The following is a 23,362-nucleotide window of genomic DNA, read 5'->3' as shown; positions in this document are numbered from 1 at the left end:
ACTCTCCGCGCTGACGCCCCGCGAGTTGGAGGTCCTCGCCCTGATGGGCCGCGGCCTCTCCCACACCGAGATCGCCCGAGAACTCACCCTCAGCGAATGGTTCCGCTCGGGGTTCGAGCCCTTCTGACACCCCCTCCGATCGGCCACCAGCATCGACCCACCAGAAGCAGAACCCGGTGAGCACGGCGGCGAGGCCGAGGAAAAGCCCGGTTTCGGTCCACTGCAGCGGCCAGAAATGGCTGTTGGGGTGCCACTGGAGGTCCCGTCGCAGGCCGAGCGATCCGAGCCACGCCTCGCACTTGGGTACGGTGCCGTTCGGTCCGCAGGTCATGGCGTCCGGAGCGCGACCGTTGAACGTCGACCCGTCGCTGGTGATCGTGCGGTTGCTGACGTTCCATGCCCCTTTCGGCCTGCTGGCCGAAGACTTCGAAGACCCTCGTGTTGTCGACGTTGACCGACATCCCGCGCAGGTCGTGGACGTCGAGCGCGACCGTCTCGTGCTCGACCGGGACCAGGTGCGCCCGCACCCAGAGCGGCATGATCGCCATCACGACCGCATAGATCACCAGCGTCACTGCGATCGCCGGGACGACCCGGCGCAGCAACATTCCGGCTGTGACGCCGAGCAGAAAGGCGAAGACCGCGTATGCCACGGGCACGACGCCCCGGGCCCCGTAAGAGCGTTCGCCGCGGCCGATCCCGAAGCGCCATCGCTAGAGCCACCGGCGCCGTGGTGCGGCCGATTCACCGAGCAGCCGCCGGCTGCGCTACTACCTCACCCACCAAATCGAGGAGGTCGCCCGTCACGCCGGCCATGCCGACATCATCCGCGAACAGCTCGACGGCGCGTCGATCCCCTCGCTCGTCCTCACGCTGGAGGGTGCACCGGCAAACGACTTGTTCCAGCCGTAAATCTCCGCTCCAGGCACCATCGGCAACATCCTGACCGAGCCATCTCCGGCGGGAAGCTCAACCAGCAACTCCGCCCTGAGGCGCGCCCGAGCAACCGGTCGCCCTCGAGGGCGAAAGAAAATCACCGAAGCGCCGAGGGAGGCCGACCTGGCGGCAATCAGGGCATCGCCTCGCGGAGGCTGGGACGTTTCCGTGGGCCGTGGGCGCGTACTTGCTCTCACCGCGTACGGGCATCATTGTGTCGAGGTGCGAGACGAGACAGTCCTGGGCGGGGATCTCGACCAGTTGGTCGGAGCGGACGAGGACCCGCGCCAGCGATGGCTCGCACACCGTCGGCCCGAGTTCTCAGCACCGAACTGGTGGTTACACGTACTGCTCCTAATCGATGAGCGGTGGAAGGACCGGCCGGCGGAGCGGCCAGCATGGTCGCAGCTGAAGATATGGCTGTTGGACCAGGCACGTGAGCCTTCCGCGCTCGGCCCGCGCGAGGTTGCGGTGCGAATGGCGTACTACGTGTCGCAGATGCGCGACGCCGGAATGGCCATGTCGATCCTGCCGTCCGCGGACACCGTGGTACGGGCGTGCCTGGACGCTTTGCCCGTGTCCCTCGACCAGGTCGCTGTGTACCCCGACCCGCGGGACCTGCACACGTTGGAGCACCAAGAGATGCTCGAGTTACGGCACGCCAAGAACCTCGTCAACGCGGCCGAACGACACCTGGCCCACCTCGATGATCCAGACCTCGCCGACCGGCTCCGCGCGTGGCTCGCTATCCGGCCACGCCTGGTGTGACCTTGGCCAAGCCCGGCCCACGAACCACTGCACCCAGTCGAACAACGGCCACGGCGCGCACTGACAGCGGCATGAGCGAGTGTCAACTCACAGATCGGCGACTGGCCACACGACCTCGCCGACGCGATCGGCTGGGTCAATTAGAACGACCGCTTTGGCGGCTAAGGCTTTTGCTGACACGGTCCGGCGGCCCGCGAGATAGCTCCGCAGGGCGACTGCCGGATCTGAGCCGAGCTGGAAAGGAAGGGATCGTCCGAGGAGATCTACTCGCCTACCCGAGTAGGTCAGCGGATCGCCGGACCATCTGCCGAACTTCGATGGTCCGAAATCTTGTGTCCCGCGCCAGCGAGCAGGGAAAGGCCAGCTGCCGTGCTCGGCGTAGAAAGACCAGACATCGAAGTCTTTGACGCCGTTGTTTCCGTCCAGGTAATGCATCGCCGCGCCCTGGCATAGGGCACGGCCCAGTAGGCGGTCTGCGTAGCGGCCCGAACGGCTCGGGTTTCGTCGGAAGAGATCCGCCTCTGCTTCGGCGGCAAGTGCGGCCAGTCGACGTAGGTCGTCTAGCTCGATCCGCGCTAGCGACCGATCTCGCTCCCCGGGCACTCGACTCTCCTACCCTCAGGCTCCCCGGCCGCTGATTTGGCCGTCCGGGTACAGGACGGCGTCGAACGCGGCGAGGAGGCCGTCGATCGCGGCCACCCGCGTCGCTAACGGCCGCAGTGCGACCGTCGGATATCGGCGGAGCAGGGCTTCATCGGGCTCGATCAGGACGGCGTCCAATTCGGGGGTATGACGGGCAGTCGTCAGGAATTGGCGTGCGACCTTCTCGTCGACCCAGAGCAGGGAGCCGATGCTCAGCGTGATCGACGGCTTGGCCGGTGTCAGGTACAGCGACCACAGCGACCGGCGCTCTTTGCTGATATTCGGGTAATGCAGCCCGGCTGACGGATCGGGGCCGGTGCCACCCTTAAAGCTCGCGCCGTGGGCGTCAGCGTGCTGGAGGAGCCGGCGCAGGGCCTCGGCCGTGGCGGCGTCCCGCGTGGCGAGTTCGGCGACCGCGCTGTCCACGTCGTGTCTGGTCCACACCCGCTTCCCCGGCTCCCGGGTCAGGTTGACACCCGGTCGCCGGATGGCCGGTGCCTCGGGGGCCGGCCCGAGCACGTCCTCCAGCGAGGTGACCACCCGCAACAGGAAGTCGATCACGTCGGTCACCTGATCAGCGCTCATCGGTAGCCGCTGACCATGGTTATCCGGATCCCGGTCGGCCTCGTGGGCGATGTGGTTCCGCCGGTCCACGATCGAGCCCAACCGGCCCTGAAGGTCCTGAGTCGCCATGCCGAGCCGCTCGGCGACCGGTCCCCAGATCTTCGTAGGCCCGACGTGAGCCAGTGCCTCCTCGATCTTGCGGTAGTTCTGAAAGGACTGATAGCCGAACTTCCCGAGCAGGAAGTCGGTGAAGCGGTCCGACAGGTAGGCGCCGTTGTGCAGGACGTCCTCGAACAGGTCCATCGGGATCTGGAGCTTGAGAAACGCCTTGGGGCGCTGGGCCTGGGGCGCGACCGCGATCGCCACGGCCCGTTCGTACAGTTCGCGGTGCACCCAGCGGTCAACCGCGGTCATTGCCTGCATCCACGCTGCCCGGTAGAGCGCGGTGACCTCGAAGCCGCCGACCTTTCCTTTCTCCAGCCACTGCCCGCCCTGGACGATCTCGCGGGCGTAGGCGAGGTTCTCTTCGAACTCTCGAAAGGCGGCGGTCTTGGCGGTGTCGGTGGCGTCGTCGACCATGTGACGCATTCTGCCCAGCGCCGCACCATGACGGGGAGCGGATGACCGAACGGCTGGCGAGAGCTGACCGGCGCGCACCCGGTATGTCCCGCCCGCTCGAATTGCTGGCCGTACGTCGCGTCTTGAGGACCGCGGACTGACCACCGCCATTGGACTCGAGGGGACCACCCTACGAAGTGCGCCAGACTGCGGCGAGCCCTTCACCTGCAGGTGACGACCTTAGGCCGAGGGCCGGTGAGCACAGTATGCTTCCCGGCTCTGGCCGCTTCGCGTGATTGGTACCTGCCCACGCCTCAAACGACTAACCTCGGGCTATCACGTGAGTGTCGCTTGTGGATAGCGAAAGGTGCTTCTGACCTGCGAGAATGGGGATTGCTGAAGTCCGTATTCGCGCAGTGGGAGAAGCACCTTTCAGGTGAAGAAGAGTACCGGGTTGTATCCGGTGATGGTTGTTGAGGGCGGCGGTCGTGGTGTCGTTTCGCACGCGGGTGGGGTGCTGCTGACCCGGACTGCCCGTGTGACCGGTCTAGATACGGCGTTGTCGCAGGCCTTGGCCCCGTTCCGGCTTCCCGGAGCGGTCCATGACCGGGGCAAGATCGTGCTGGACCTGGCGGTCGCGCTCGCGGTGGGCGGGGACTGTCTGGCCGACATCGGCCTGCTGCGCACCGAACCCTGCTGCGCGCCGAACCAGGCGTGTTCGGGCCGGTGGCCTCCGATCCAACGGTGTCCCGCCTGATCGCCGCGCTGGCCGCGGACTCCCATCGGGTCCTGGCAGCGTTACGTGCCGCTCAGGCCCAGGCTCGTTCACGTGCCTGGGCGCTGGCCGGTGACCGGTCACCCGACCAGCCCGGACAGACACTGACCGTGGATCTGGACGCGACGCTGGTCACCGCGCACTCGGAGAAGGAAGGCGCCGCGGCGACCTGGAAATCCGGGTTCGGGTTCCATCCCCTCTGGGCGTTCATCGACCACGGGCAGGACGGGACCGGGGAGACCGGCGGGGTGATCCTGCGCCCAGGTAACGCGGGCTCGAATACCGCCGCCGACCACATCACGCTCACCCGCCTCGCGCTCGCGCAGCTCCCACCGGCCCGGCGGCGGGGCCGGGCCACGCTGATCCGCGCGGACGCTGCCGGCGGCACGAAAGAGTTCCTGACCTGGCTCAACCAGCCTGGACGCGCGTTGTCGTACTCGGTGGGGTTCACCCTGACCGAGCCGATGGCCGCGGTGATCCCGCTCATCCCGGCCGACGCCTGGAGCCCCGCGGTCGACGCCGATGGACGGCCCCGGCCCGGCGCGTGGGTCTGCGAGATCACCGGCCTGCTGGAGCTGACTGGCTGGCCCACGGGCATGCGCGTGATCCTGCGAAAAGAGCGCCCGCACCCTGGAGCTCAGCTACGCATCACCGACGTCGACGGCCACCGCATCACCGCGTTCGCCACCAACACCCCGTCCGGGCAGCTGGCTGACCTGGAGTTACGGCATCGACGGCGGGCCCGCTGCGAAGACCGCATCCGCAACGCGAAAGACACCGGCCTGACCAACCTGCCGCTGCGCTCGTTCGCCGGCAACCAGATCTGGTGTCAACTCGTCGTGATCGCCCTGGACCTGCTCGCCTGGACCCAGACCCTCGCCCTCACCGGGCATGACGCCCGACGGTGGGAACCGAAAACCCTGCGGACCAGGATCTTCTCCGCCGCCGCGCGGCTGACCCGATCCGGACGCCGCACGAGACTCAAACTCGCTGAACACTGGCCCTGGACCGGGCTGATCCTCACCGCCTGGCACCGGCTGACCGCGCTACCAGGACCCTGACCAGCCTCTACGGCACCTACGAGCAAAGAAAGGACGACACCACCCCGGGCCGTGGAACCCGACAAACACCCCGGAACCACCAGACGGGGCGACCCAGCCACACCCACACCGCTCCAGGCCGCTGGAAACACTCCCCACCGCAAGCGTCAACCGACCTCAACCGGCGCGCGAAAGATCGAGGCTAACGGCGGCATGAGAATAAGTTCGGCTGTCGACTTACATCCAAACCGGGCCCTGGCCATAAGACGTTAACTGGAATTCCGAGTCGCCCGGCGGACGGGGCCTTGGCGTCCCAAAGTCCAGGGCGTCATCGGATGTGCAGCAGCCGAGGCACGTGGGATGCCCACTATCGACCGCCCCAGCCGGGCGTCGAAGGAGGCCTGGTTGTTCATCGTGTCGGCGATCAGTTCCAGGGTCGCCCCGGCCAAGCGCGAACCGCGCGACGCACTGCAGCGTCATCGGGGCAGCGTCGCGATCGGCCGAGGTGACAGCCGGGGGCGATTACCGGATGCTCCGAAAGAGGAAGCGCAGAACGTCGCAAAGAAACTGCAAAAGGTCTCGCAGGATCTCATGAGCCCGCGCCCGGACTTCCTCAGTCGGGTGGAACAGCGCGACGCCCTCGGCAACAGCAAGGAACAGCAGAAACGTGATGGCGGTACCGATCGCGGTCCATAGTAGCGGATTGGACGCCTCGGAAAAGGGAGAACTGATTTCGACCAGCGCCATTGGATGGGACCTCGCAAGAATAGTTGCGGGGCCCCGCGCTCGGGGATCTAGTTGGCGATCAGGTCAGCGCGAGGTACCCGCGAGTCGGCCGGTTCGATGTCGGCACATCTCGCGGAAGGTTGGGACCTCGGACGACGCGGACACACGACGTCAATAAACGAGCGATCAGAGTGGGTCCGAGGTGCCGCGGGTGTCGTGAAATCGGCCGCGGGCTTGCCTGCTGTTGCGCGCACGCGTCGCGCCGCCGCGCCTGACTGGCCCCGCGCAGGCTTGCAACGGCCGCTGCGTCCGCCTGCCAGCTCCACTCGAGGTCCCTGACGTCCCTGACGCCCCTGTAGTTTTCCTCGGCATAGGCGAGAGGGTCGAAGTCGTCCCAGGGTAAGGAGGACGGAGTGCGCTCAGAAAGCGTCCTCAACCGGGCCTCCATTAGTCGACCTGTTACCCCTGACGTTCGCGGGCCTACGGTAGACCATCGCTGCCATGTGGACGGGGCCGAAGTGGCTGTCGATGTTCGGCCGCGGAAGCCATACGCCGAGTGCCTTGCCCCTGATCTTGGACGTGCCCAGAATCGGGACACCTTTGGCCTGCCGTTCTCGCTGTCCCGTTGATCCCTCTTCGCCACCATCTAGTCACCGCGAGGAGAGCACGGTGGGGTGCTCATCGACGATCGAAGGTTGCATCACTTGCGCGACCTGCTCGCAGCCCTGGCGCCAGCTACCAACTGGCCCAGACCGAAGGCACACTCATCGTCCATTCAGGTGACACGCCATCGCCGAGCGGCCCGGGGTGTGGCATACGAACAGGTGCGTGGTTCTATGCAGCAATCTCGCTCGCGCTAACGCTGGAGTTGGACATGACTGTGGAGCCTGGGCCGGCTTCAGGGTGGGTCGCCGCCGCGATCGCGATCGTGGTCGCAATCATTGCCTTCCGGAGCTACCGAATAGCCAAGCGGAACTACGAAGTAGCCGTCCAGAATTATGAGAAAGCCGTCCGAGAGGCCAACAAGCAGATCGGCTGGAGGAAGACTTCGGACGCCCTTGTCATGACTAGGGGGCGGAGCCCGCATCTCGCCAAACTGGTAGTCATGTTAGGCGACGAGAAGTTGGAACTCCCTCGCCTAGTCACCATCGAATTTGAGAATGTCGGCGACGTGGAGCTGCGGGCTACCGACATGGCGAAGGCACCCACTATCGCCCTCATTGAAGGTGCAATCCGTGCCGCCACGGCAGAGTTCGTTTATCACGACGGGAATCCGCACCCGCTTACCCTAGCCGAGGAGACCGAGAAGTCCGTAGCTGTGAGCCCGCTTCTATTGAATCCGGGTGACCGCGTCGTGATACGCCTTCTGATTGACGGAACCAAAAGTGAGGCAATTCCGGCCTTTCAAGCGGCTGGCTTCAGGTTCTCAAAGCAGAATCGTGAGGCCCCCGAGCCCAGAGCCTTAGTGTCGCCGCCGAAATACCCCAGACCCTCAAGGCCAACATATGCATGGGTATTAGTGGCCGTTGGGGTGCTACTCATTTTGACGGTCGTGTTTCTCCCGCTTCTGATCTATTCGCCGGACAAGACAAACCGCACGGTCAGCACAGACCGCACAGCAGTTATCGATTGTTCAAATCCTAGGGTCGTTTGTGTTCAGCCTTGGAAGACTCCGCCGCCCAGCCCAACCTCTGCGCGGACACCGACAGCGACACCAAGTCCCAAATCAACCTGACCTACTGGCCTTCGCGGCCGGGCCCCATGACGTTGTCAAACGTCGACTTTGCTTCGTCGTTGTCCACAACACGGAGTGCTGGCATTTCTCACGGCCCTCGCGCCGGACAACGATGCCGGTCTCGTAGTCCTTCTTCATCTCTATACGACTGTCTTAGCGTTCGTCGTCGCCGCTGGGTATGACATTGCGCCAACGGCCTCCCAACTGCTCTTCGCCGGCGTAGCAGGAGTAATCGCCCCGGGCCTCTACCTGGTGTCCATCGCCCCACGCAGCCCGAGCACCAACTCCGCTCCGGCGGGCGGCCAGTCTGCGGACGCCAGCCGCTTCGAGCTCTTGAGTCGACCGATATTGCCCCGCGGCGAAGATCTGCCAGAAGACCAGGCACTGCGTTTGTTCGAACGCATGTCCCTCCTGGGCATCGCCGTGTTAGCGGTTGCCGGCATCTGGTTCCACGGCGCGGGTCCCTGAGCGGGTTTGTTCGCGGAGTCGCGACTTTCTCCGGGGGCTTGGCGCGGTCGTAGTTCCGGCCGCCGCCAACCTGATGGAACATGGCTCTGGCTGATCCACAAAGGGCAGATCGACGGAGAGGCCGAAACCAAAAAGTAGCTCGCCGGGGGGCCACACGGACGAACGGCGGCTACGAGAGGTCGTTTCCTAAGTCGCCTACGAAGCCAATCCCCGTGATGGCCTGTGGACGAGCTTCTACACCCCATTTCAAGGACGGCGTTCGCCGACCGATTGTCAGCGCCAGTTGAGTACGACCGCTCCGCGGGCCATGGTCGTGCGTTCGGATTTAGGACCCAGCGCCGATTGGAAACCTCGACATTACACGGGACAAGCAGGTGTTCTGCAACGAAACCTCAAGCAAGCACAGCTACCGAGACTGGCGTATTCGGCTAACGTGAGGATATCGACGCCGGTCCCGGCTATTCCGTTCTCGTCAACGAATTTACAAGTTCTCGGAGGAACGTCAGAACGCCGCTCGGCCCGCTGATCGTCATGTCGACGTAATCGTGAAGTTCGAAGGAATCCGGTGGACCGACACCGACTCGTATTCCCGCGACTCCGCTCTCCCGCAACTGGTCTACAGCACGGAAGGCCGCGACGTCGCTCAAGTCGTCGCCGAAATAGGTAACAACCGACGCCGCGCGCCTCAACGCGAACGACATGAGAGTGGTGCCCTTGTCCACACCAGGGGGGATTAGCTCCAGGACAGTTTTACCAGCCTCAAGCACGAGGTCGTGGCGCGCTGCGAGCTCGGCGAGCCGATCGTGAAGCCGCGGGTATGACTCCGCCTGTGACAGATGCAAAGCAAGGGAGCTGCCCTTGTGATTCACCTTCACTTTGCCGGACAAATCCAGCGTCTCGAGCACCTCCGACAACTCAGAACTCGCCTCGGCAACGCCGGGTATCGCAGGGATTGCGACCGATCGTTGATATTTGGCGTCCCAATGTTGTAGTCCGTACACGCCGAACACTGTCAAACCTGAGTAGCGCGTGAGCGCCGCAAGACCTCCGCAGCTCACCACGTCAGCTGCGGTCCGGCCTGTGATAACTGCGAGAGAACCGACGACTTCCCCCAGTCGGCCAAGCACCTCCAAAATACCGGGGACCGGTCTCGCCGTTGCTGGATCATCCGTTATCGGCGCCAGGACACCGTCAAAGTCGAACGCCATCAGTGCGTCGCGCGGCCGGCTCAGAAGAGCTTGTAGGCCCATGATCCCGGTCCGTGTCTGCGGCGAAGAAAGTCCGAATTCCATGTCTATCCGTCGGAGGTCGTCGTATGGAGAGCCTGCGCATCGGCCGACGTTTTGAATCCCGGAAAAGTCATCCATTCTCGAGGCTCCCCGAAGACCGCCTCTGGCTGCGTCGACCCCATTTCGCGGCGAACTTCTACCAGCAGTCGCAGATGCCAGTCGGCCAAGAGCTCGATGGGATGCCTGTCCAACTCATCCTCCCGTAGGGTCCGTCCTAAGACGAGGCGGAGCAGACCATAGGCATAGCGAAGAACGTAACGCCCGGCTTCTTGCGTCTTGGCCGAGTTTGACGTCAGTCGTAACTGCTCATAAGCGGCACGGGCTTGCATATGTACCTCGAGATTGCGGCTTATGAGATCATCGTTTGAGAGATCCCGATGTAATTCGTAGGTGAGATGACGCATCTGCGAAATTGCAGCCATGAATTCCGCACACGCCTTCCTAGGTGCTGATTCCCGAAGGCGGCGATCCTCTCGGCGCGCCCGAAGGACATCAGCGGCAAGGGCGCCCAAGACGCCGATTAGCGCTCCAGCGAGGGCGTAAAATGCTGCGGGCAATTTCGACTCCAAGCTAGTGTTCTGTCACCTCGGGCATGGGAGCGACGTCGATTCGCGTTCGTTCAGATGGGAAAAACCGTTGACTTAAGGCGTGGATGTTTTGGTAGTCGGATCGGAATTCTCGTTCCACCATATCTACTTCGCGATCGTTAAGTACGACGTCATTTACTACGAGATGAAAATCGGCGGGACCGGTAGCCAGGCTTCGATGCATACCTTGTTGGAGTTGTTGCGTCAACTTGGCGCGCTGGTCGATCAAGTGAGGATGCCTAATAGTTCCGTCTCCAGGAGCAGTCCGCCACGCAAGTAGGCTCTTGTGGTATGGGATCCCCCAGTGCGCAAAGAGTTGGGGCATCACCACAGTGGACTCCGTAGCGAGATGCTCATAGGTGACACATCGCGTGGGCATCGAATCGGACATCGAGCGCCGAAAGAGGGTCAGTGTCCACTGGTATGCCAAGAAGAAGCGACTTAGGTCCGGCCCGATCCACCGAGCCAAACGCCAGGAGTTCAGCGTTTGAAGCGGATCCCGGAATACAAATACCGGCCGGGTCCTCGCCACATCCGACGTGCATCGGAATGGCTCGTAGGAGCACTCCTCGATAGTCCGGTGCCCGAATGTGGTTTTATGAAATAGAAAGGGACGCTGCGAATTCATGGTGTATATGGCGTAGTCGGGCTTTCCGGTAGCTCGCAACCCCCATCGCATCACACCCGTCGCCGTATCGACGTCCGGACTCTGAGAAATCTGGTGAAGCAAGGCCGTCGTTCCGCTTCGGACAGGTGCGAGTAACATCCTCAACACCGCCCGCTGTGGCTTTCGGGAACGACAGTCTGACACGCCCGCCCCCTCCGGCACTTTAATACCATCCTAGCGATCTCAACGGGCTCGCCGCGCTTGTCACATCAAGGCGGCGATGAGTTGAGCATGCTGATCGTAAATGTCGCCGAAGTCAAATGCTACGGCGGTTATAGGTCCCGACGGTCGCTAGCACTTCAAATCCGAAAGATTGCGACCGCATCTCGATGACGCAACCAGAATACAGAAGGTCTGCAAGTTTGGTATCGGTAGTTGACGTCTAGGTGGCAGCGAAACAGAGCCGCCGCACCCTCGTCCTCGTTGGCGCTAAATAGCTCTGCGCCGAACATCCGACCATCGGCAAAGTAGTGCGTTCACGCACCGCGGACGACGGCCACCCGCGCAGCTCGACGACGCGCTGACGGTCGTCGCCGAGAAAGTCGGTTCCTACATGATCGGTGCCACGCTCGGCGCAACGGTCTGCGTCGGGGTCAGTGTCGTGACGACGACGCTCTGGCCGGCGACGTTCCTGGTGACGGTGTTCTTCGTCGTCTACAGCAAGTGGAGAACTACGTGATCGCGCCCCGGGTACTGCGCAACGCCGTGCAGATGGCGGCGCTGACGGGCGGGGCGCTGCTCGGGCTCGTCTGTGTGCTGATGGCCATCCCGATCGCCGCGGCGGTGAAAGCGGTGCTCAGCGCGACACGGACAGCCAGTGGAAGCCCCAGCTCGTGAGCCCGACGTAGAGCCCGTCGGCGGCCAGGTCGTCGCCGTCGCGGACGTACTCGGTGGCCGAGAGCCGTTCCCGCAGCGTCCATGACGTACCCGCCAGATCGTCCCACGCCAGCCGGACACGGCCCTGCGCCGGGGCGTCCGCATAGTTGACGACGATCAGCTGACGCACGTCGGTGCCGGTCCAGCTCCAGGCCAGCAGTTGCTCGGCGCTGGGGTCGTCGGGCCAGCCCTCGCAGGTCAGCAGTTGCCAATCGCCGTGGCGGTCCACCGTGGCGAGCAGGTCGGAGTAGAAGTCGCGCAGCGACTCGGCAGGCGGTTCGTCCGGGCGGCGGGAGAGGAACACCGGTACCCGGACACGCCGGCCGGTGAACTGACCCTCGTGCCACAGGGTCACGCCGGGGAGGGTTGCGACGGCGACGGCCGCGGCGCGTTCCTGCCCTTCGGGCAGCACGGCCGCGGCCCGGGGTTCGTCGTGGTTCTCCAGGAACCGGACGGTGCCGGTTTCCGAACTGCTCAGGTGGACGCGTACCGCGCGCGGATCGGCGTGCACCACGTGGTCGTAGAGCGTCTTGTCGTAACAGGCGTCGAAGCCCAGTGCGAGCAGCGCGGGTTCGGTGCCCCAGTACGCCTCGGCCAGGAACAGCATGTCCGGATGCTCGGCGCGAACGGGCCGGAGGACCACGGACCAGAACTCGTCGGTCGGTGCCGGAAGATTCCAGGTACGAGCGAAGACGTCGTTGAGGAACAGCATCGCCATGTCGCAGCGCACCCCGTCGCACTGGGCGCCGATCGACGTCAGGGTCTCGGCCGCGGCGGCCCGCAGGCCGGGATGGAACGCGTTGAGCTGAACGACATCGGGCCACGGCGGGAAGAACGGGTCGCGGCCCAGGGCGAAGCCGTGCTCACCGACCACGATGCCGTCGCCGGGCACGAGGTACTCGGGGTGCTCGGTCAGCCACCGGTGATCGGGCGCGACGTGGTTCGGGACGTAGTCCAGAAGGAGCTTGACGCCCCGGGCGGCGAGCGCACGCCGGGCGGCGGCCAGCCCGTCGGGACCGCCGAATCGTTCGTCGACCAGGTAGTCCCGGATGCAGTAGGGCGAGCCGAGGACGTCGGTGTCCCGGAGGTCGGGGAGCGTGTCGCGGAAGCTCGCGACCAACTCCTCGTCGCGCAGGGCGATCGTCCGGCCGGCCGGACTGCGTTGCCACACGCCCATCAGCCACACCGCGTCGATCCCGGGCGCGGCGATCGCGTCCCACACCGGGCCGGAGACGTCGCCCAGGCCGATGCCGCCCAGCTCGGTGAGCCAGACGGCGGTGTTGATCTCGTAGACGACGGTCATGATCCGCTGATCAGTCGCTGGACCACATCGGCGGTCGACGGGACCGCGCGGTGGCGTCGCCGGATCAGGTCGACGACCAGGCCGGTCCAGCCGGTCTGGTGGGTGGCGCCGAGTCCGGCCCCGTTGTCGCCGTGGAAGTACTCGTGGAACAGGATGTTGTCTCGCCAGCGCGGGTCGGTCTGCAGCCGCGTCGTGCCGCCGAAGCACGGCCGGCTCCCGTCCGGGCCGCGGAGGAAGGTCGCCACCAGACGGCCGCGGAGATCGGCGGCGACCTCGTCCAGCGTCGCGGTGTGGCCGGAGCCGGTCGGGTACTCGATCCGCACGTCGTCGCCGTAGAAGCGGTGGTAACGCTCCAGCGCGGAGACGATCAGGTGGTTGACGGGGAACCACACCGGCCCGCGCCAGTTGGAGTTGCCGCCGAACATGCCGATCGTCGACTCCGCCGGCTCGTAGTCGACGTTCGCCCGGATGCCGGCGAAGTCCAGCACGGCCGGTTGGTCGCGGTGGCGGGCCGACAGGGACCGCAGCCCGTGCGGAGACAGGAACTCCGACTCGTCGAAGAGGATCTGCAGCATCCGCTGAGCTCGCTCGACCGACACGACGCCCACGAGCAGACTGCGGTGCCCCGCGTCGCCGCGCAGCCTGCCGGTGTCGAGGAGGTCACCGGGATCGGCGACTCCCCGCCGGGCGAGGAAGCGCGCGAACCGCTTGCCGACAGCGACCGACTGCCCGAGCGCCTCCTCGCTGACCACGCCACCGGCCAGCATCGGGATCATCGACACCATCGAGCGGACCTGGATCCAGGCCGAGCGGCCGTCGGGCAGCGTGAGCCGGTCGTGGAACAGGCCCGTCTCCTCGTCCCAGAGTTCGGCGCCGTCGAGTGCCTCGCGGATCTGGGCGAAGTGCTCCAGGAACTTCTGCACGAGGTCGAGCGCCGGCCGGGATCCGGACCGGTCCAGGACCGCGGCTATCGTCGCCATGGCGGCGGCGTAGGAGGCCATCCAGCCGGTGCTGTCGGCCTGCTCGAGTACCCAGCCGGGCGGCAGGTGCGAGCGGTCGATCGGGCCGATGTTGTCCAGCCCCATGAACCCGCCGCCGAACAACGTGTCCCCGTCGGTGTCCTGCCGGTTGATCCACCAGGTGAAATTCACCAGCAGCTTGTCGAAAACCCGGGACAGGAAGTCCAGGTCGGTGCCGCCGTCCAGGGCGAACACCTCGAGCGCGGCCCAGGCCTGCACCGGCGGGTTGACGTCGCCGAAGTCCCACTCGTAGGCGGGCAGCGCGCCGTTGGGGTGCTGGAACCACTCCCGGCACAGCAGGCTCAGCTGGTATTTGGCGAACGCCGGATCGACGTGGGCCAGCGCCACGCACTGGAAGGCCAGATCCCAGGCCGCGAACCAGGGATACTCCCAGGTGTCGGGCATCGACATGACGTCGAAAGCCTGGAACGTGCGCCAGCGGGCATTGCGGCCGCCGTGGCGCTCCAGCGGTGGCGGCGGCTGGGCCGGGTCGCCGTCGAGCCAGCGAGCAACGTCGTAGGCGTAGAACTGCTTGCTCCACAGCAGGCCGGCGACGGCCTGGCGGAGGACGGCCGCTTCGTCGTCGGAGGCGGCGCCCGGCGTGAGTTCGGCGTGGAACTCGTCGGCCTCGGCTTTCCGGGCGCGCCGCACGTCGTCGAAATCGGTGGGTTCCGCGCCGGTGGGACGGAGGCGGAGCCGCAGCTCGACGGTGTCGCCGGCCGGAACCGAAAGGCGGTACCACGCCGCGCAGCGGCTACCCCGGCGCTCGGGGTTGACCGAGTCGGCGCCGTGGATGACGTGATCGCCGATGCCGTCCTTCGGGTACTGCGGGCCCTTCGTGCCGTAGAGCCGCTGAGTGTTGGTCTCGTTGTCACAGAACAGCAGCTGGGGAGGCCCGTCCGGGCCGTCGCCGGGCAGCAGCTGCAGTTCGCCCAGGAACGGGTGGGTGGTCCGCACCGCGGTTCCGTCGGCCGCGAGGACCTCGGGATCGCGGCCGCGCCAGGACCAGGTGTTGCGGTACCAGAGCTGCGGCAGGACGTGCAGCGGTGCTTCGTCGGGCCCGGCATTGGTGACCCGGACCGTCATCAGCAGATCGGTGGGATCGGCCTTGGCGTAGTCGACCTCGACGACCCAGTACCGGTCGCCGTCGAACACACCGGTGTCGAGCAGCTCGTACTCCGGGTCGTGGCGTCCGCGTGCGCCGTTGGTGGCGCGCAGGTCCTCGTAGGGAAACGCGGCCTGCGGGTAGTGGTAGCGCCAGCGGTTCCAGGCGTGGCTCGGCAGCGCGTCGAGGAACCACCAGTACTCCTTGGCGTCCTCCCCGTGGTTGCCTTCCGCCCCGGTCAACCCGTAGATCCGCTCCTTGAGGATCGGGTCACGTTCGTTCCACAGGGCGAGGCCCAGACACAGGCGTTGTTCGACGTCGCTGAAACCGGCCAGGCCGTCCTCGCCCCAGCGGTAGGCGCGGGAGCGGGCGTGGTCGTGGGGCAGATGAGTCCAAGCCTGGCCGTCGGCGCTGTAATCCTCCCGGACCGTGCCCCACTGCCGTTCGGCCAGATACGGACCCCAGAGGTACCAGTCGCTCGCCTGCCGCAAACCCAGATCCAACCGCCCGAATCCGGCTACCCGCTCCCGCTCCGTGCTCATCAGCTGGTGAACCTCCGGACGAATCCCAGCGCAGTGTCCGCGACCTCACGCCACCCACTGTCTATCACCAGCGCATGGCCGCGGTTCTTCCTCTCCACGATCTCTGCCGCGCGCGGCAGCCTGCGGGCGGTCCGGGTCACCGAGAGTTGGCCGAGATCGGATGCGTAGCCAATGGCCGGATGGGGTGCCGATCATGGCGAGTTCGAAGGCTTGCTCTTCTGCGGGTAGATCGTCTCGTAGCGCGCCAGCATGGCGACGAATTCGTTGATCTTTCGTTCGCGGGTCTGCGCCCGTTTGACGCCGTTGACGCGGGTGATGAGGGCGAACCGGTTGGCGCTGGTGAGAACGTCGAACATGGCTCGGGCGGCCGGCACGGCCTCGATAGCGGCAAGGAGGTCGCCTGGCGTCTCAGCTTCCGACGGTGGTGCGTAGGCCGCCGCCCAGCGCCCGTCCGATTTGGCGGCGTCCACAGCGGCGCGGCCCGGAGGCAGCATCCGTCCCTGTGCTTCCAGCCGGGCCACGTGGCCGACGTTGCGTTGTGACCAGGAACTGCGGGGTCTCCGAGGGGTGAATCGGATCCACGAGGTCTCCACATCTCGTTTCCGGGCCTGCCCGTCGATCCAGCCGAAGCACAGCGCCTCGTCGACCGCCTGCTGCCAGGTCAGCGTGGTGACCGTGCCGCCCTTCTTGGTCAGGGCCAACCACACACCGGGCGACGTGGCGCCGTTGATCGACAACCACGCGCGCAGCGCCTCGGCGTCCGCGACGATCAACTCATCCAGCTCGGCGCTCGCCATGGCGGCAGGCTAACCGACACCACGTGACCGCGGCGGAGACGAATGACGTACGGCGTTCACGGCTAGCCGCCCACCGGGGTTCCTTCTGGAGGAACCACCAGATCTCCGTGCCCGCGGCCATCCCGTGACCTCACGGAGCCGGCCGGTCGAGACACGTTCAAGGACACCCCCGGTCAGTGGGAAGCCAGAGCTGTGAGGACGCCCTGTTCGGTCGCCTTGGCCTGGATCGCATCGACGGCTTGCTGCGGTGAGGCTCCGGCCGCCAGGCCGGTGGGGGCACTCAGGGCGTAAACGGTGAACCGGTAGTGGTGGGTGCCGGACGGCGGGCACGGCGGGGTCCACCCGACGGCGCCACTCGAGTTCTTCGCCTGGTGCGCGCTGGCGGGCACGGTGGCGCCGACACTGGTCGTGCCGGTGGGAAGGTCGAGGACGATCCAATGGTAGAAGTCGCCCTCGGGCGCATCAGGGTCATCCACGACCAGGGCGAACGCCTTAGCTGTGCTCCGTGTCCAGCTCACCGTGGGCCGATACCCGGCGCCCTTGCAGGTGAACGCCGGCGGGATCGTCTCGCCGTCGCCGAATGCGCTGGTTTCGACCATCAGGCCGGTCGGGACCGGCGTCGGTTCGGCGGGAGGCGAGGCGCCACAGCCGGCGAGCAGCCCCAACGCGACGGCCAGCAACGCACCCGGACGGATCACGGACTCCATTTTGGCACTCGACCACCACGCTCGACGACCGCGGCGAGAGCGAATGTTCGTTGAACCCGACGATCTCCGGCGTTTCGAATTGGGCGCTACCGGAGCCGGTCCGTTACCCCCAGGTATGTCTGCGCCGCGCGGATCAACTGATTGCGCCCCTCCCGATGCTGCGTCACCAATTGTCGAACCTCGTCGCTCGACAGAGTCGGCTCGGCGAGCAGATCTTCGCGTAACGGAAGCATCGGCTCCCGCACGAGTCGGGCGGCCAGCCGAACAGGATGGTCCCGATCCCCGGCCAGCACCGAGATGACCTGCGATTTCTCGTGGAGGGATTCGAAGGCCTCAAGCGCTTCGCGCACCGCTTGACCTGCCTCGACCTGCCCGGCCGACCGTTCGTACCGACAGCGCAGCATGGCGCGCAGCGCCCTGTCAGCGGTCGCCAAGTAGTCGACCAATCCGGTCAGCAACATCTGGTCCCACCGAGTGCGCAGACTACGTCGATGAACGACCCGCTCTCGCCAAGCCTGCAAGATCGCGGCCATCACCGCGCCCGCGAGCGTCGACACGGTCCCCACCCACCACGCGTTCACAAGGCCTCCCCCGCAGGGCGCGTAACCCACGCCTCTCGAACTGGAGGACCACCTTCCCACCGCCCCGGGGTAGCGCGGCGCCGCCGGCGCCACGTCAGCGCAGCCCGTCCCTGAGATGGGGGAGATTTTCCCGGTCAGCGAGGGAAGCGGACGGGATCGCACTCACTGGTCGCGGGAACGGGCCGCGGCGAACGATCTGCGGCGAGCGGCCGACACCCCGTCGGCCAAGCGGATCGGAGCAAATCATGAAGTTTGTTCGTTGGGTCGCGGCGGCCGTCCTCACCCTCATGTCGTTGATGAACATCGGCGTGGTCACGGGCGACACCGGCATCGCGATCAAGATCCTCGGAGCTGTCGTCGGGGTTGCCGGACTGGTGGCCGCGTTCGGCCAGGCGCGCAACAACGCCTGGGGATCCCGCGCCGCCGCGGGCGTCAACCTCGTCAACCTCGTGCTGGGCATCGTGGGACTCGTCGCCGGTTGGGAGGGCAGCGCGATCGGCACCGCGATCAGCGCCGTCGGCCTGGTGCTCACCGGTGTGAGCGCCCCGGAGATCTTTCGCCGGCGCACGGCGCTGGCCGGCTGAACGCCGCGGCATGCGCCTCGGCTGACGGATAGCGGTGCGCCACCCCGACCAACCGGTGCGCCACCCCGACCAACCGGTGCGCCACTCCGACTAACCGGTCGGCCGCTCCGACTAACCGGTCGGCCGCTCCGACCAACCGGTCGGCCGCTTCGACCAGCCTGCCGAGACGTCACCGACTGGCCGTTCCCGGCCGTGACGGGAGGATCTCCCGGGCGGTCGGGAACGCCGATCTCTTGCGGAAGGCCACGTCGAGAACGGATCGTGATGCTCATCGTCGCCGCTGCTCCCGCCCCTGCCCGGACCGTGGTTGCCCGCTCGGCCGGGCACCTCGCGGTGTATTTCGCGTACGCCACGTTGGTGCTCACTCTGGTCGGCGCGGGCGTCGCGGTGTCGACCTACCCACAGATCGCCCACCCGTCCGGTGAGATGCGCGACGGCATCTTCACCTCCGTCAGTTACGCGGTGCCGTATGGGCTGACCGGAGCTTTCCTCGTGCTCCGCCGGCCGGATCTGGTGTTCGGCTGGCTGCTGAGTGCGACCGCGATCCTGGTTTCGGTCGAGGCGGCCCTGCTGTCGGCGGGCGTTCTGCTCGTCGATCGGGGCGGCAGCAGCGTCCTGGCCGCCGCCGGGCTGCTGCTGTCGGGCTTCATGTTCTTGCCGGTGGCCGTGCAGGGGCTGGTCAACCTGAGATTTCCTTCAGGCCGAATTACGTCACCGTGGGCGCGAAGCTTGGAGATCGCGATCGGCGTCGGGATCGCGCTGGGGTTGCTCAGCGGGGCGCTCGGCGACCAGCCCACGCAGTTGGCCGGAAGCGACGGCACAACGCACACGCTGGTCAATCCGCTCACGGCGGGGACTGCCGTCGGGCAGTTCGCCACCATGCTGGAGGTCGCCGTACCACTGGTCATCCTGCTGGGTCTGGTCGCCGGGCTCGGCGTGGTGCGGCGGGCCTGGACGGCGCGGGGTGCAGAACGCGATCAGTTGCGGTGGCGCGCCTACGGCGTCGTGGCGGCGCTCGCGTTGTTCCCGCTCGCAGTCAACAATCTGCTGCCGACGCTGGTGAGCGTCCTCGACGGGCTGCTGTTCGTGGCGACCCTGGTCATCCCGATCGTCCGGTACCGGCTGTGGGCGATCGACACGATCATTCGCCGCTCGGTCGCCTACGTGCTCGTCACCATCGTGATCGCCGCGGCGTTCGCGGCCATCGCTGCCGTCGGCACCATGCTGGCCGGCGAACGCGTCGGCCTGGTGGTGGCCGCGGCGGCGATCGCGCTGACCTTCGCCCCGGCGCTCGGCCGGGTCCAGCGCTGGGTCGATCAGCTGTTCTACGGCCGCCGCAACGATCCCTACCAGGTGCTCACCGACCTCGGCCGACGACTGGAGGCGGTGGCAGCGCCGGGTGAAGTGTTACCGGCGGTGGTCACCGCCGCGGCCGACTCGCTGCGGCTGCCCTACGTCGCGATCGAGCGCGCCGCCGACGCCGTCGTGCTGGCCGCATCCGGTGTGGATGCTCCCGACCGGCTGGAACGCTGGCCGCTGACCTATCGCAGCAACACGGTCGGCCAGCTCGTTGCCGCGCCGCGGGCCGGCGAGATCAGTTTCACCGAGCGCGATCGCACGGTGCTCGCCGATCTGGCCCGCCAGGCCGGCGCGGCCGTGCACGCCGAGGCACTCACCGCCGACCTGCTCGAATCCCGCCAGCGGCTGGTCGCCGCGCGCGAGGAGGAACGGCGGCGACTGCGGCGGGATCTGCACGACGGGCTCGGTCCGCTGCTCACCGGCATCGGCCTCACCCTCGACGCCGCCCGCGCCCGGCTCGCTGACGCCGATCCCCGTGCGGTCGAGCTGGTCACCACGGCCAAGGACGCCTCGGCCCGCGCCATCACCGACCTGCGCGGCATCGTCTACGGGTTGCGCCCCCAAGCGCTGGACGACCTCGGCTTGGTCGGGGCGATCACCGCGCACGCCCGCCGGTTGGGCGAAGGCACCCCGGTCGAAATCAGCATCGACGCCGACGCGCTACCCGAGTTGCCGGCGGCGGTGGAGGTAGCCGTCTTCCGTGTGACCGTGGAGGCGCTCACGAACGTGGTCCGGCATGCCACCGCGGCACGATGCTCGGTCCGGCTCAATACGCCCCGGACCGCCGAGATCGCGATCACGATCAGCGACGACGGCTGTTCGTCCGGTCCGTGGCGCCAGGGCGTGGGCCTGTTGGCGATGCGAGAGCGCGTCACCGAGCTCGGGGGCGACCTGGAGGCCGGTCCTCTCGCGGGCGGCGGCGGATCCGTTGTCGCCCGGATCCCCTTGCCCAGGAGCGTGTCGTGAGCATCAGCGTCTTACTGGTCGACGATCACCCGCTGGTGCGCCAAGGCCTGCACGCGGTGCTCTCGGCCACCGACGATCTCCGGGTCGCCGGGGAGGCCAGCGACGGCCGGGCGGCGGTGAGCGCGGTGGCCGACCTGCGGCCCGACGTCGTCATCATGGACCTGCAGCTCCCCGGCCTGCACGGACTCGACGCCACCCGGCAAATCCTGGCCGCCAGGCCGCAAACCGCCGTACTGGTGCTGACGATGTTCGAGGACGACGACATGGTGTTCGCCGCGGTCTCGGCCGGCGCGGTCGGTTACCTGCTCAAGGGGGCCGACGGCGCCGACATCCTGACCGCCATCCGTTCGGCCGCCGCCGGCCATGCGGTCTTCGGCGCCGCCCTCGCGCGCCGGCTGCAGACCTGGTTCGCCCGCCCGACGCCGAGGCCCGGCGGCCCCTTTCCGCAGCTGACGCCCCGGGAACGCGAGATCCTCGACGCGGTCGCCGCCGGGCTCACCAACGGCGAGATCGGCAGGCGGCTCTTTCTTTCGACCAAAACCGTGGCGAACAACGTATCCAGCATTCTCACCAAGCTGCACCTGGCCGAACGCGGACAAGCGATCGTGCTGGCCCGTGATGCCGGCCTCGGGCGCCCAGAATCCGGCGCCTGACGCTGATCGTTCCCACTGATTGCCGACGCAGTTCCAGCGCCGGCCGAGCTCGGCCGCCCAGGCCTTGGTGAGAACGAGAAGCGCGGCCTTCGCCGAGCCGTACGGACCGTCAGCCGTCGGTCCTCGGGAGGCCGGCCGCACTCGCGCGACACACTCGCCGCCCGCACACTCAGGCCGGGTGCGACATATAGGATAAATGGCAACTTTATGTCGCCGCAGGGTCGTCCAAAATGCACGCGGGGAGCACCCATGGTTGAGGTCCACTCAGACGGAACAGCCGCCGGTCCAACAGCGTGTAACCGGCCGCGAAGCAGCGTCTCAGTAGATGACCCGGCGCCCGGAACGATCAATCCGGCCCGCCGTGACACGTCCGCTGACGGCTGGGTCAATACCCTCCGCGCTTTCGCGCTGTCACACGGCGCGCCCTTCTGGAACAGCGTCGAGCACATTCGACCACTGCGGAGGACGCTTAACCGAGCGTTGATCAACAAAGCGATCCTCGCCGTTCCACCACGCCCCTACCCGTTGAGCACCATGGCCGCGTACACGTCGTGGCCGTCGCTGACCGACCGTACGTTCGACGGTCGGCATCTCCCGCCGACACGACCTCCGGCCGACCTGCCGAGTTCGGATAGCGTGACCGCACTGTTCGGTCGGGAAAAATTTACACCGTGCCCGAAATCAACCGTACTTTTCGCCTACTTCGCCCAGTGGTTCACCGACGGATTCCTGCGCAGCGATCGAACCGCACCGCCGGATCCACGGAAGAACACGTCCAATCATCAAATCGACCTGTGCCAGGTATATGGGTTGACCGAGTCGGTGACCCGGTTGCTCCGTGCCGGTGACGACGGACTGCTCAAGTCCCAGCGCCTGAACGGTGAAGAGTATCCGCCCTTTCTGTGCCACCAGGGAGAAGTGGCCGAGGAGTTCCGCGGCCTCACCGTAGTCGGATTCGACCACCTGGCCATCCCGCAACGCGACACGCTCTTCGCCCTCGGCGGCGACAGGGCGAACTCCCAGATCGGCTATACCGCCATCAGCGTACTGTTCCTGCGGGAGCACAACCGGATCGCCCGGCTGCTCGCGGCGGAATATCCGCGCTGGGACGACGAGCGGCTGTTTCAGACGACGCGCAACATCCTCACCGTCATTTTGCTCCGTATAGTCATCGACGAATACATCAACCACATCACCCCCTACCACTTCCGGTTTCGACTTGATCCCCGCGCCGCCCGCGGCCGCTGGCACCGGCAAAATTGGATGGCGATTGAATTCAACCTGCTCTACCGCTGGCATTCGTTGATTCCGTCAACACTTCGAGTCGGCGCCGAGGAGCATCCCATCGAGCGGACTACGTTCGCCAATGACCTCCTCATCGAGCATGGCGTGGCAGGCGTGCTGCTCGACGCTTCGGGCCAGCGAGCCGGCCGGATCGGTCTGCAGAATACTGCCGCTCCTCTCGTGCACCTCGAGCGGGCCGGCATCGAACAGGCAAGGGCCGTACAAATCGCGCCCTACAACAATTATCGGGAGTACTGTGGTTTCCCTCGTACGACCTCGTTCGCGCAAATCACCGGAGACGCAGCCGTCCAAGCGAGACTATACGACCTCTACGGATCGGTGGATCGCCTCGAGTACTTCGTCGGGATCTTCGCCGAAGATCTTCGACCGTACTCAATATTGCCGCCACTAATAGGCCGTCTGGTCGGTACGGACGCATTCTCTCAAGCACTGACCAATCCATTGCTCGCTCCCCGGATCTACAACGAACGAACGTTCTCTCGGCTGGGAATGACCGAGTTGAGTAGACCGTGCACGCTCTCCGACTTGGTCCGGCGCAATTCCGGTCCGACACAGATGGCCGCCTTGAACTCGCGGCCGATCACCATGACCCGCAGCGGTTGGCGTCGCTGACGGGCCGTGTCAACGAGTGAGTGGCCGGGGGGTGAGAACGAGGCCCTGATGGCGGACGAGGAACGTCGAGAGCCGGAACTCCCGAGGCGAGAGGGACACGGATCATCCGTCGGCCTTGACCGCGACGTCGATCAGCCGGTCCGGACCGAACAGCGCCTCGCCGGCCGAACGCGCCCCGGAGCTCCCGTCGCTGCCACC

22 protein-coding genes and 1 pseudogene are annotated in these 23,362 nt (G+C 66.3%); 13 read left to right on the top strand and 10 right to left on the bottom strand.

The window, feature by feature from the left end; translation table 11 throughout:
• The first annotated feature begins 43 nt into the window (after positions 1-43).
• Complete coding sequence (locus tag ACIBZJ_RS08260; protein WP_395927758.1) at positions 44-127, top strand: hypothetical protein; 84 nt, start codon at positions 44-46, stop codon at positions 125-127.
• Here ACIBZJ_RS08260 and ACIBZJ_RS08255 read toward each other — a convergent pair.
• Positions 90-653, bottom strand: a complete 564-nt coding sequence (locus ACIBZJ_RS08255; RefSeq protein ID WP_395927803.1) for a hypothetical protein — start codon at positions 651-653, stop codon at positions 90-92. The genes ACIBZJ_RS08260 and ACIBZJ_RS08255 overlap by 38 nt on opposite strands.
• A gap of 109 nt (positions 654-762) precedes the next feature.
• Between ACIBZJ_RS08255 and ACIBZJ_RS08250 the strand changes: the two genes are divergently transcribed.
• Together ACIBZJ_RS08250 and ACIBZJ_RS08245 are read left to right on the top strand one after the other, a co-directional pair.
• Positions 763-912 carry a DUF664 domain-containing protein gene (locus ACIBZJ_RS08250; RefSeq protein ID WP_395927756.1) on the top strand — a complete coding sequence of 50 codons (150 nt, stop codon included), beginning with the start codon at positions 763-765 and terminating at the stop codon, positions 910-912.
• A gap of 501 nt (positions 913-1,413) precedes the next feature.
• Positions 1,414-1,704, top strand: a complete 291-nt coding sequence (locus ACIBZJ_RS08245) for a hypothetical protein (protein ID WP_395926940.1) — start codon at positions 1,414-1,416, stop codon at positions 1,702-1,704.
• An 87-nt stretch (positions 1,705-1,791) separates the two neighbouring features.
• On the opposite strand, the gene ACIBZJ_RS08240 is transcribed toward ACIBZJ_RS08245, so the two are convergent.
• Entirely contained in the window at positions 1,792-2,139 is a 348-nt protein-coding gene (locus ACIBZJ_RS08240) for a hypothetical protein (protein WP_395926937.1), read from the bottom strand.
• A 183-nt stretch (positions 2,140-2,322) separates the two neighbouring features.
• Positions 2,323-3,489: a hypothetical protein gene (locus tag ACIBZJ_RS08235; protein ID WP_395926935.1), complete on the bottom strand. Its 1,167-nt coding sequence runs from the start codon at positions 3,487-3,489 to the stop codon at positions 2,323-2,325.
• Positions 3,490-3,904: 415 nt separating this feature from the next.
• On the opposite strand from ACIBZJ_RS08235, the pseudogene ACIBZJ_RS08230 reads away from it, so the two are divergent.
• The 4 genes and pseudogenes from ACIBZJ_RS08230 (at position 3,905) to ACIBZJ_RS08215 (ending at position 8,212) form a co-directional block, all read left to right on the top strand.
• Positions 3,905-5,304 (top strand): annotated as a pseudogene (locus tag ACIBZJ_RS08230) (IS1380 family transposase).
• A 384-nt stretch (positions 5,305-5,688) separates the two neighbouring features.
• The gene (locus tag ACIBZJ_RS08225; protein WP_395926933.1) at positions 5,689-5,979 is read left to right on the top strand and encodes a hypothetical protein; all 291 of its coding nucleotides are present in this window, start codon (positions 5,689-5,691) and stop codon (positions 5,977-5,979) included.
• A gap of 904 nt (positions 5,980-6,883) precedes the next feature.
• On the top strand, positions 6,884-7,744 hold the full coding sequence (locus ACIBZJ_RS08220; RefSeq protein ID WP_395926930.1) for a hypothetical protein: 861 nt from the start codon (positions 6,884-6,886) through the stop codon (positions 7,742-7,744).
• Positions 7,745-7,819: 75 nt separating this feature from the next.
• Positions 7,820-8,212 carry a hypothetical protein gene (locus tag ACIBZJ_RS08215; protein WP_395926927.1) on the top strand — a complete coding sequence of 131 codons (393 nt, stop codon included), beginning with the start codon at positions 7,820-7,822 and terminating at the stop codon, positions 8,210-8,212.
• Positions 8,213-8,670: 458 nt separating this feature from the next.
• Here ACIBZJ_RS08215 and otsB read toward each other — a convergent pair whose 3' ends face one another.
• Positions 8,671-9,504 (bottom strand): trehalose-phosphatase, encoded by an 834-nt coding sequence (gene otsB / locus ACIBZJ_RS08210; RefSeq protein WP_395926925.1) that lies wholly within the window; start codon positions 9,502-9,504, stop codon positions 8,671-8,673.
• 2 nt (positions 9,505-9,506) lie between these two features.
• A complete protein-coding gene (locus ACIBZJ_RS08205) occupies positions 9,507-9,905 on the bottom strand; it encodes a hypothetical protein (protein ID WP_395926923.1) in 399 nt (132 codons plus the stop codon).
• A gap of 1,403 nt (positions 9,906-11,308) precedes the next feature.
• On the opposite strand from ACIBZJ_RS08205, the gene ACIBZJ_RS08200 reads away from it, so the two are divergent.
• Entirely contained in the window at positions 11,309-11,434 is a 126-nt protein-coding gene (locus ACIBZJ_RS08200; RefSeq protein WP_395926921.1) for a hypothetical protein, read from the top strand.
• A complete protein-coding gene (locus ACIBZJ_RS08195; protein WP_395926919.1) occupies positions 11,419-11,592 on the top strand; it encodes a hypothetical protein in 174 nt (57 codons plus the stop codon). Before ACIBZJ_RS08200 ends, ACIBZJ_RS08195 begins: the two co-directional genes overlap by 16 nt.
• Here ACIBZJ_RS08195 and ACIBZJ_RS08190 read toward each other — a convergent pair.
• The 5 genes from ACIBZJ_RS08190 to ACIBZJ_RS08170 form a co-directional block, all read right to left on the bottom strand.
• Complete coding sequence (locus ACIBZJ_RS08190) at positions 11,552-12,934, bottom strand: alpha-amylase family glycosyl hydrolase (protein WP_395926917.1); 1,383 nt, start codon at positions 12,932-12,934, stop codon at positions 11,552-11,554. The two genes, ACIBZJ_RS08195 and ACIBZJ_RS08190, sit on opposite strands and share 41 nt — an antisense overlap.
• Positions 12,931-15,600 (bottom strand): MGH1-like glycoside hydrolase domain-containing protein, encoded by a 2,670-nt coding sequence (locus tag ACIBZJ_RS08185; RefSeq protein ID WP_395926915.1) that lies wholly within the window; start codon positions 15,598-15,600, stop codon positions 12,931-12,933. Before ACIBZJ_RS08185 ends, ACIBZJ_RS08190 begins: the two co-directional genes overlap by 4 nt.
• A gap of 191 nt (positions 15,601-15,791) precedes the next feature.
• Positions 15,792-16,397: a YdeI family protein gene (locus tag ACIBZJ_RS08180; protein ID WP_395926913.1), complete on the bottom strand. Its 606-nt coding sequence runs from the start codon at positions 16,395-16,397 to the stop codon at positions 15,792-15,794.
• A 173-nt stretch (positions 16,398-16,570) separates the two neighbouring features.
• The gene (locus ACIBZJ_RS08175) at positions 16,571-17,104 is read right to left on the bottom strand and encodes a YbhB/YbcL family Raf kinase inhibitor-like protein (protein WP_395926911.1); all 534 of its coding nucleotides are present in this window, start codon (positions 17,102-17,104) and stop codon (positions 16,571-16,573) included.
• 86 nt (positions 17,105-17,190) lie between these two features.
• Positions 17,191-17,661, bottom strand: coding sequence for a hypothetical protein (locus ACIBZJ_RS08170; protein ID WP_395926908.1), 471 nt, complete (start codon positions 17,659-17,661; stop codon positions 17,191-17,193).
• A 269-nt stretch (positions 17,662-17,930) separates the two neighbouring features.
• Here ACIBZJ_RS08170 and ACIBZJ_RS08165 point away from each other — a divergent pair, with 269 nt between their 5' ends.
• From ACIBZJ_RS08165 to ACIBZJ_RS08150, 4 genes are all read left to right on the top strand, one after another.
• Positions 17,931-18,269, top strand: a complete 339-nt coding sequence (locus ACIBZJ_RS08165; protein WP_395926906.1) for a hypothetical protein — start codon at positions 17,931-17,933, stop codon at positions 18,267-18,269.
• 264 nt (positions 18,270-18,533) lie between these two features.
• Positions 18,534-20,594, top strand: a complete 2,061-nt coding sequence (locus ACIBZJ_RS08160) for a sensor histidine kinase (RefSeq protein ID WP_395927754.1) — start codon at positions 18,534-18,536, stop codon at positions 20,592-20,594.
• Entirely contained in the window at positions 20,591-21,247 is a 657-nt protein-coding gene (locus ACIBZJ_RS08155; protein ID WP_395926904.1) for a response regulator, read from the top strand. Before ACIBZJ_RS08160 ends, ACIBZJ_RS08155 begins: the two co-directional genes overlap by 4 nt.
• 249 nt (positions 21,248-21,496) lie before the next feature.
• Positions 21,497-23,164, top strand: a complete 1,668-nt coding sequence (locus ACIBZJ_RS08150) for a peroxidase family protein (protein WP_395926902.1) — start codon at positions 21,497-21,499, stop codon at positions 23,162-23,164.
• Positions 23,165-23,362: the final 198 nt, after the last annotated feature.

This window comes from Cryptosporangium sp. NPDC051539 (assembly GCF_044454545.1).
Lineage (GTDB): Bacteria > Actinomycetota > Actinomycetes > Mycobacteriales > Cryptosporangiaceae > Cryptosporangium.
This window is presented reverse-complemented; position numbering and strand designations above follow the sequence as displayed.